Source organism: Clostridioides sp. ZZV15-6597 (assembly GCF_020657815.1).
Taxonomy (GTDB): Bacteria; Bacillota; Clostridia; order Peptostreptococcales; family Peptostreptococcaceae; genus Clostridioides.
On sequence record NZ_JAGWCT010000135.1, the window covers coordinates 1 to 9,230 of the forward strand.

At 25.8% G+C, this 9,230-nt stretch carries 11 protein-coding genes; 10 read left to right on the top strand and 1 reads right to left on the bottom strand.

The features are described 5' to 3' along the window. From KGF52_RS18940 to KGF52_RS18960, 6 genes are all read left to right on the top strand, one after another. A partial coding sequence (locus KGF52_RS18940) for a helix-turn-helix domain-containing protein (RefSeq protein ID WP_227841253.1) occupies positions 1 to 1,052 on the top strand: 1,052 nt, incomplete at its 5' end. Positions 1,053 to 1,114: 62 nt separating this feature from the next. Further along, a complete protein-coding gene (locus tag KGF52_RS18945) occupies positions 1,115 to 1,867 on the top strand; it encodes a sulfite exporter TauE/SafE family protein (protein WP_227827977.1) in 753 nt (250 codons plus the stop codon). Between the two features lie 367 nt (positions 1,868 to 2,234). Further along, positions 2,235 to 2,369 carry a hypothetical protein gene (locus KGF52_RS21495; protein WP_255287792.1) on the top strand — a complete coding sequence of 45 codons (135 nt, stop codon included), beginning with the start codon at positions 2,235 to 2,237 and terminating at the stop codon, positions 2,367 to 2,369. A 267-nt stretch (positions 2,370 to 2,636) separates the two neighbouring features. Continuing rightward, complete coding sequence (locus tag KGF52_RS18950; protein WP_227827978.1) at positions 2,637 to 2,930, top strand: autorepressor SdpR family transcription factor; 294 nt, start codon at positions 2,637 to 2,639, stop codon at positions 2,928 to 2,930. Continuing rightward, complete coding sequence (locus KGF52_RS18955; RefSeq protein WP_227827979.1) at positions 2,911 to 3,552, top strand: SdpI family protein; 642 nt, start codon at positions 2,911 to 2,913, stop codon at positions 3,550 to 3,552. The genes KGF52_RS18950 and KGF52_RS18955 overlap by 20 nt, the downstream gene beginning before the upstream one ends. Before the next feature lie 266 nt (positions 3,553 to 3,818). Next, complete coding sequence (locus tag KGF52_RS18960) at positions 3,819 to 4,151, top strand: carboxymuconolactone decarboxylase family protein (protein WP_227841254.1); 333 nt, start codon at positions 3,819 to 3,821, stop codon at positions 4,149 to 4,151. 386 nt (positions 4,152 to 4,537) lie between these two features. Here the strand turns inward: KGF52_RS18960 and KGF52_RS18965 are convergent, their stop codons facing one another. Then, positions 4,538 to 5,518 carry a MerR family transcriptional regulator gene (locus KGF52_RS18965; RefSeq protein ID WP_227841255.1) on the bottom strand — a complete coding sequence of 327 codons (981 nt, stop codon included), beginning with the start codon at positions 5,516 to 5,518 and terminating at the stop codon, positions 4,538 to 4,540. Between the two features lie 570 nt (positions 5,519 to 6,088). Here KGF52_RS18965 and KGF52_RS18970 point away from each other — a divergent pair. The 4 genes from KGF52_RS18970 to KGF52_RS18985 all read left to right on the top strand — a co-directional run bounded on the left by KGF52_RS18970 (position 6,089) and on the right by KGF52_RS18985 (position 9,229). Next, complete coding sequence (locus KGF52_RS18970) at positions 6,089 to 6,253, top strand: hypothetical protein (RefSeq protein ID WP_227435106.1); 165 nt, start codon at positions 6,089 to 6,091, stop codon at positions 6,251 to 6,253. A gap of 291 nt (positions 6,254 to 6,544) precedes the next feature. Then, positions 6,545 to 7,927: a PLP-dependent aminotransferase family protein gene (locus KGF52_RS18975; RefSeq protein ID WP_227841256.1), complete on the top strand. Its 1,383-nt coding sequence runs from the start codon at positions 6,545 to 6,547 to the stop codon at positions 7,925 to 7,927. Between the two features lie 281 nt (positions 7,928 to 8,208). Further along, positions 8,209 to 8,910, top strand: a complete 702-nt coding sequence (locus tag KGF52_RS18980) for an AzlC family ABC transporter permease (RefSeq protein ID WP_227827983.1) — start codon at positions 8,209 to 8,211, stop codon at positions 8,908 to 8,910. Then, entirely contained in the window at positions 8,903 to 9,229 is a 327-nt protein-coding gene (locus KGF52_RS18985; RefSeq protein ID WP_227827984.1) for an AzlD domain-containing protein, read from the top strand. The genes KGF52_RS18980 and KGF52_RS18985 overlap by 8 nt, the downstream gene beginning before the upstream one ends. Position 9,230: the final 1 nt, after the last annotated feature.

Genomic DNA, 9,230 nt, shown 5'->3' on the forward strand with positions numbered 1-9,230 from the left:
GCCTAGAGATACCTATAGTATTAGAAGAAAATATAATTGGATATATAGAATGTGGAAATTTTATAATATATAAATCTATTGATATAGATAAAAAGTTATCGATATTATCAAATAACTCAAATATAGATATAAAATATATAAATAAAATTTACAGTGAAATCCCATTAAATCCTAAAAGTAGATTATATGTATTAAAAGAAAATTTACTAATGGTAACTGATTTTATTCAGGAAATAGCAAAAAGAACATTCTTTGAAAACCAACTTAGTATAAAAGATGAGGAAATATTAAAGAGTAGAAAGGAAAATATAAAACTTGAAGATGCACTTAAAAGGGCTAATTATAAGTTATTAGAAGAAAAGTGCATTATAAGTCCTGTAGGAATTAGTATACTTAATACTGACTGTGTAGAGTATCCTTATGAATTAGAATTTTCTCTTGAGAAAGAAATTAAAAATATGAATTTAGAAGGCATTTGTAAACTAATAGAGATAAATAAGAAAATACATAATAATATTAAAAGTATTATTCAAGAGGTGATACTTGTATTATCTAGAACAGTACTTAGAGATTTAGAAGATTTAAATCTTATCTATTACGTAAAAAATAAATATACTAAAAAAATATCACTTGTAAGTAGTGATAAAGACTTATGGAATATATTACTTGAATTTTCTAAAGAATGTATTGATATTAATAGAGAATTTTGGAGAAAAGATAAAGTAAATTTAATTGAAAAGATAAACGAATATATACAAAAATATTATAAAGAAAATATAAATTTAAATAGCATATCTGAGATGTTTTTTATAAGTCCAAATTATTTAAGTTCTATTTTCAATGAAAAGAATAAAATTTCAATAACTGAGTATATAAATATTCTTAGAATAGAAGAATCTAAAAAATATTTAAAAAATGGGAATATGAGTATAGCTGATATTTGCAAGAAAGTAGGATTTAATAATAGCAGTTATTTTTCACAAATATTTAAAAAATTTAATAATAGCACTCCAAATGAATATAGAAAAAATATATTGGACAATAAAAATTAAGAAAGAATTGTATGAAGTATATATTGTAAAGGAGATTGAAATAGAATGTATGGAGGAATTTTATGTTTGTAATTATTTTTTTATGTATAGGGGGCTTTATAGCTGCTTTTGTAGATTCTATAGCAGGTGGAGGTGGACTTATCAGTATGCCTGTTCTTATGGCTATTGGAGTACCAATACATCTTGCTATTGGTACAAACAAATTTGCAGCATCAGCAGGTTGTATAAGTAGTGCTTATAGGTATGCAAAATCTGGCAAAACTAATAATGAACTCTTAAAAAAATTAGTTCCATTTACTATTATAGGTAGTATTTTAGGAGTAAAATGTGTATTATCAATAAATGAAAATATACTAAATGTTTTAGTTGTATTGATGATTTTGATAGTGGCAATTTATACTTTTGTTTCTAAAAATTTAGGTCAAGAAGACAGATTTGAAGGTATTAATAAGAAAAATTTGAGATTAGGAATGCTTATGGCATTTATAATGGGTTTCTATGATGGTTTTTTTGGACCAGGAACAGGAACATTTTTAGCTTTTGGATTTATAAAAATATATGGATATGATTTCTTGCATGCTTCAGCAAATACAAAAATATTAAACTTGACAAGCAATGTAACTTCATTATTATTATTTATGATAAATGGTCAAGTATATTATAAAATTGCTGTGTTGTTTGCATTAGTAATGATAATAGGGGCTTATGTAGGTGCTAAAGTTGCAATAAAAAATGGTTCAAAAATGATAAAACCAATATTTTTAGTAATGGCATTATTTATGGTCACAAAGCTAATGTACCAAACATTGTTTTAATTGGATAGTTTTATCTTTTATAATTATTTGTATATTATATAAAAATCTACAACCACTGTAATTAGATTAGTTGTAGATTTTTTATATGATATTAACTATTAAAAACTTCAAGTATTTTGCAGTTTCTAAATGCTTATTAGAGTATATATGAGAATATATATTTCAAGTTATTTTAAGATTTTTATTAGTTCAATATTGTATAAATATGAATATATACAAATTTTACAAAAATTCTAATTATCTTCTAATACAGTTCATATATAATACATATGGAAATTGTAATATTATAATAGAAAAGTTATATAGTATAAAAATATAACTTTAACTATGTATATGAAATATATAATAATTTGTAGGAGGAATATATATGAACATATCAAGAAGAGCTATGAAAATAATTGAACTGGCACAGAGAATTGCTAATAAAAGAGGTGTAACAGTACAAGAAGCTTGGAATGATGCCGTAAGAGAATACAGAGAAAAGTATGAATATGTTGCATAGATAGTGCACGTTATATTTTAAATATAAGAAAGTTTGTAAAATAAAAGGGCTTAGAGTTTTATTTCTAAGTCTTTTTATTTTTTTTGAAAGTAAAGTATTTAAATAAGAGTAATCTATGAGTGAGATTGCTTTATTTAAAACTAATTTTAAAAATTTATATATTCATTTCAATAACTATTTAGAAAAAAATCTAAATAGTTATTGAAATGAATAATTAATTATGTTATATTGTATTTAGATGAAATTCTAAATAGAGAGGTGATATTGTTGGGTTTTCCAGAAACGTTTAAGGCTCTTTCTGACCCTATAAGAAGAGAAATCTTACTTATGCTAAAGAGTAACAGGATGTCAGCAGGAGAAATTAGTGAAAAATTTAATATGACAAATGCCACAATCTCTTATCATCTATCACAATTAAAAAAGGCAGGGCTCATATTTGAAACCAAGTATAAAAACTTTATTTTCTACGAAATAAATACTTCAGTTTTTGAAGAAGTTATGCTTTGGTTTTCACAATTTATGGAGAAGGGAGAAAAAGATAATGAAAAAAATGATAAATAAACAATTTGTTTTATCAACTTTAGTATGTTTTATACCATTTATTGTATCAATTTATTTTTATAATAGATTACCAGATCAGGTTGCAATTCATTTTGACAACTATGGAAATCCAGATAATTATGCTCCAAAAGTTATAGCAGCTTTTGGTGTACCATTATTAATGCTATGTATTCATATATATACATGGTTTAGACTTGAAAATGAACCAAAGAAAATAGGATTTTCAAAAATACTTCAAAGTTTTTCAAAGTGGGGAGTTGCTATACTGTCAGTTATTTTACAAGTGATGATGATTATGTATTCAATAGGAATTACTTTAGAGACAAACTTTTATATAGGGTTATTTTCAGGAATATTGATTTTCTTTATTGGAAACTATATTCCTAAATGTAAACAAAATTATACATTAGGAATAAAATTACCATGGACTCTTAATAATGAAGAAAATTGGAATAAAACACATCATTTAGCTGGATGGATTTGGATTATTGGTGGAATATTGTTAATTATTAATGCATTTATTAATATTCCTTTTTATAATACTTTCATAATAATTATGATTGTAGTGATACCATTTATTTATTCTTATTTTATATATAAAAATTCAGCTAAAAATAATTAGGATAGTTATATATTTTTATAAAACTTAGTTAAATATTATATATTTCAGAGCTAAAACATACAATTAAAAACTTATTAAGGTATTTATTTTAGCTCTGAAAATCAATTAATATTCAAAGTGAGAAATCATCATTGATTATATATTCTAAGGTAATTTGCAAATCAAGCTATGTGTTATAAATTGAAAATTCATATTTAATATTGAAAATACAAGTATTATGTGATAGTATAATCTATAAAAATTATTTATAAACACAGGAGGTAGATATGAATCTTGAAGAAATGAAAGAATATAGAAAATTATATAATAATAAACTAAGTGAAACAGATGAATTTTTTAGAGTATTTGGAAGTCTTGATGATAAGACTTATTCAGAGGGAGCCATAAGTAAAAAAAATAAAGAGTTGATGGGATTAGCAATTTCTATTTTAAGTCGTTGTGATGAATGCATTTGCTATCATATAGAGGGATGTGTCAACTCTAAAGCAAGTAAGGCTGAAATTATAGAAGCAATAAAAATAGGTGTAATTGGTGGTGGCTCTATTACATATCCAAATGCAAGATTTGCAATAAAAATCTTAGAAGAACTTAATATATAATTTTTGTACATAGTTATTTGTATTAATACTAATATATTAATTTAATAATACTATTGAGTATGTTTTAATATAGCATATACTATTACATAACAAATACTTATATTATTAATTTAAAGTTAATATTTGACATATTGGAATTTTAGAAGGACTTTAGATAAATTTAATTAAATTTAAATATATTGATTCCTTAAAGTTGTAATAAAAAAATAGATAAACTATATAGTTTATCTATTTTTTATTATAATCTTGTCTAATTGTAAATAGTTAGAATGTTAAATAAAAGACATATTTCTTCTTTTCAAAAATAATCTTTCTCTATCATAATTGTTATCTCACAGTCATATAATCTTTTTGACAAACTAGTATTATTATGCTGATATTTTATCTTATTTTTCCTTAATAGGTATTAGTAAATCAAGTTGTATATCTTTTACCTCATGGTCTGTATTTTCTATATGGCTAAAATAGTTTAAATGTTCTTCTAAAAGACCACACATATGTTCTTGGTCTTGTAAATCACCTGCAAATTCATATTTCTCACTGTTATTCACCCATTCGAGAAGTGCATCCCATTCAGCAAAATTGCCAAAAGCAATCATATGTGCACCATATAACCCTCCTGCAAACTGCTTTTTTTTAAGTGGTGCCGAAATCTCCATATTATCTGGAATTGTCACCCATGCCTCATAACCATGATAGCCTGTTTCATCTATTGGATTAGGATGATTGAAACCATAACGTCTTAAATCTGGTTTAATTTTATTCAAATTGTTTTTACGCACGAATTCATCAAGCATTGTATTTGCATGAAGTTCTGGGTCATCACCAATATAATGAGCGGAAGCAATAGTAGTTGGTGGTAGGTATACTATACGTACATCATTGAGTTTTGATAATCTTTCATCTGCTTTATTTAACTTATTCATACCTTGTTCCTCCTTAAAATTAATACTAACAATATTAAGTGATTCAATAGCTGATAACAATGTGTCATTTTCAGAAATAATAGTTTTGAGTGGTAGTTCTGTAACTTTAATTAGTTCTTTGATAAAACAAAAGAGAATATCCTTGATTGTAGAAAGAGCCGTAATTTCTTCATCCAATTCATTTATGTTTTGACGAAAGATGTTAATAGCAGTAATTGCATTTTTATTTTCTAGAATTATTTGAATTTGACGTACAGGAATTCGCAATTTACGCAAAAGCATAATCTGCTCAATTCTAGAAATTGCTTCTTCATCATAAACTCTGTAAGCATAACCTTCACGACGAAAACTTTTAATTAATCCAATTTGTTCATAATAGCGTAGCATTCTAGTGGATATACCCATATTTTTAGATACTTGGCTTATAGTGATTGTCCTCATTATACTTCCTCCTTACAGTTTTAGTATAAACTACGACACGGTGTCAAAGTCAACAATTAAACATTAAAATTATTGATTGTCTTAATTTAATTAGTTTAAATATCTCCTATTATACTTAGCACTCTGTAAAATTAAATAAGTCTCTATGGTAACATCAAAAACTTTCGAGATATCATATGTCAAAGCCATACAGAGATTGTATCTATTAATATCATATCAGTTTGAAATTTTTCTGTTATTAACTATTTTATTTTTTACTTACTTTGAGAAATAAAATAGTTAGCGAATCTTATGTATATATCAAAGCTGCTACACAATAAATAATTTTTATTATTTTTACTGTAAAACTTTTGGAGAGAGAAGTATTGATTTTTTTATTTTATTACTGAGTTTCCTACAAATTAAATTGTATATTTTTATTTATAGGGTAGAATAAACTAGTTTTGTTAAGGATTTTGAAGGGAAAATAAAGTTAAAAAAATAAAGGCACTAATTTGTCTAACGTTTATTGGTGAAAAATAAACATATAGAAGTTATAATAAATATATAAAAATGTATGAGAGGTGTTGTATGTTTGGTAAACAAAAGGAAAGTGTTAGATTTCTAGAGTTTAATGATGTAGCAGAGAAGTTTGGAGAGAAAAAAGCTGTTGCAATTTTTGATGCAATAGCTGGAAAAAAATCTAAAGAACATATTATCAAAGACATAGAGAAATTAGTCAAAAACGAAGTGTAGATATTTATAAGGTATATTGAGCTTGAGGGTAGCTCTTTATGCCTTCTTTTTTATTGCACAAAAATAATTAAATATTCTAGTATTCATTTAATTATGGTTTGTACTACTTTTATATTGACAAGAAAGTTCTTTAAATATATGGTGTATATATTAAAATAAATTTAAAGGTAATTATGAAATACAGCTATTGATTAATTTGTTTAGGTTAGAGATTTGTATAATCACTTTCCTAATGAATTTATTGCCTTAGATAAACAAAACAGTCAAATTAGTAATGTGAGGTGAAACTTTATGCCAATTAATTCTTTTGAAAATTATCCTATGAATTGGAAGCCAAAACGACCATCAAGAGGGCAAATACTATATAAAGCTATTGCAGAACAATTAGAAGAAGATATTAATAATGGAACTTTGTTGCCTGGTACTAAATTACCACCACAACGTGAATTGGCAGATTTCCTAGATGTAAATGTAAGTACTATTTCTAGAGCTTTTAAAATTTGTGAAAAGAAAGGATTAATAAGCGGGGTTACAGGAAGTGGAACTTTTGTAGCTTATGATATACGGTCAAATTTATTTTTGATGTCAAGTAATAAAATTACATTCATTGAAATGGGTACAATGAATCCAGATTGTGCATTAGAAGAAATGAGTACTTTATTTAAACAAATAACTAAAGAATTGGATTTTAAAACTATATTTCAATATGGACAGAGAGATGGTGCTGATTGGCAAAAAGAAGCTATAGCTAAATTGATTTCTAAAACTGGATTTAAAATCTCTTCTGATAGCTTACTTCCTGCAAGTGGAGGACAAAATGCAATTGTAGCTATTTTGGCAGGTCTATTTCAACATGGAGATAGAATAGGTGTAGACCCATTAACTTACCCTGGAATAAAGACGGCAGCCAAAATGCTTGGAATACAACTGATACCAATTAAACAAGAAAATGGAGAGATTAGTGAAGAAGGTTTATTATATGCCTGCAAGAATGAAAACATCAAGGGAATATATATAATACCAGATTATCAAAACCCAACTACACATATAATGTCAGAGACTGGACGAAAAATGATTGCACATATTGCATCTAAATATAATCTAATTGTGATTGAGGATGCTATTCATGGTTTACTTAATGAAATACATTTGAACCCAGTTGCTAATTATATACCTAATCAGACAATTTATATTACAAGCTTATCAAAAATTCTTGCACCTAGCTTACGTCTTGCATACATTGCTACACCTAAAAAGTATAGAGAAGCGTTATCAAGTGCTTTATATAATATTAATCTGTCTCAATCATATTTTTTAACAGAAATAGCTTACCGTATGATTGCATCAGGAGAAGCAGATAAATTAATTGAGGCACGCCGTAAGTCTGCTAGGAGAAGAAATGAGATTGTCAATCAATATTTATCTGAGTATAATATTTTAGGAAATGATGAATGTATATTTAGATGGTTAATACTACCTGATGATATAATGGCAGAAAAACTTGAGTTACAGGCACTCAAAGAAGGTGTACAGGTTTATGCATCTGAGCGCTTTGCGGTTGGAAAAGAAAAACCTATTTCTGCAATAAGAATAGCTGTATGTGCTACAGAAAATATAGAAGAACTTAAATCTGGTTTAAGTGTATTAAAACGATTACTGAAAGAAAAAAGATAATTGTATTGCACACAATATTTTAATTGTGTGTAATTTTTTTTGCTGTTACAATAAAAACATAATAGATAATTGATTTATAAGAATTGACATATATCATTGCCTTATAACAAAAAGTAATTATAGATTAATAGTATTTCAAAACTAATTTATTTTTATTTATTATAGTAAAGATTATATAGTTAATTCAAATTTATTTTTAAGTATAATTGCAATTATATGATTAATCTATTTTATATTTTAATAATACTCAATGTATTAAAAGTTAAAAGGAGTGATTTATCATGGAAAGAACTCAACAACTAAGAGAAAGTTTTATTGCCTCTATACCCATATTTTTGGGCTATATACCAATAGGTATAGTAGGAGGAATACTACTGCAGAAATCTGGTCTTTCACCTTTTCAAATAGCATTGATGGTAACTTTGGTATTTGGAGGAAGCTCTCAATTTATTGCAGCTTCAATGATTTCAGCTGGTGCAAGTATAACATCCATTGTATTAACCACATTTATTGTTAATTTGAGACATTTCTTAATGAGTTCCAATTTAAATATGTATATAAAAAATAAAAGTCCAAAGTTTATATTGCCATTTTGCCATACCATAACTGACGAAACTTTTGCAGTTAATTATGAAAAATTTACTACTGGAAATTGGACTGACAGAAATGCAATCTATCTCAATTTTTTTTGCCTAGTTTCATCAGTCTTAGCGAACTTTATTGGGGCATTTTTAGGAGAAACAATATCTGTAGATAGTTCTATTTCTGGATTTATACTGACTTCTATGTTTATAGCATTAATAGTTTCTCAAATAAAAAACAAAATTTATGTTTTAGTATTTATATCATCAATTATTATTTCAATTATTTTATATGTATTATTTAAGAGTAATTTAGTAATTATAGTCGCATCAATTTTAGCATCTTTAATTGGGTTCTTTGCAGAAGAGGTGCATTATAAAAAGGAGGAATCTTATGAATAATAGTAATTATATATTTTTTATTATAATAGGAATGTACATTGTTACATATCTTCCAAGAGTTTTTCCAATGTTAATCTTTTCGAAAAAGGATATGCCTGAGTCTTTGAAAAAAATAATGAAATTTATACCTGTAGCAATACTTACTTCTTTAACAGCGAAAGATGTATTTTTTAATGGAGATAATCTATATTTATCTGTAGTAAATCCTAAAATTATATCTTTTCTAATTGTACTTCTTGTTGCATACAAATTTAAATCTATTGGAATTTCTATTGTTACGGGTGTGGCATCTATATACTTATTTGGATTTATTATGTAAT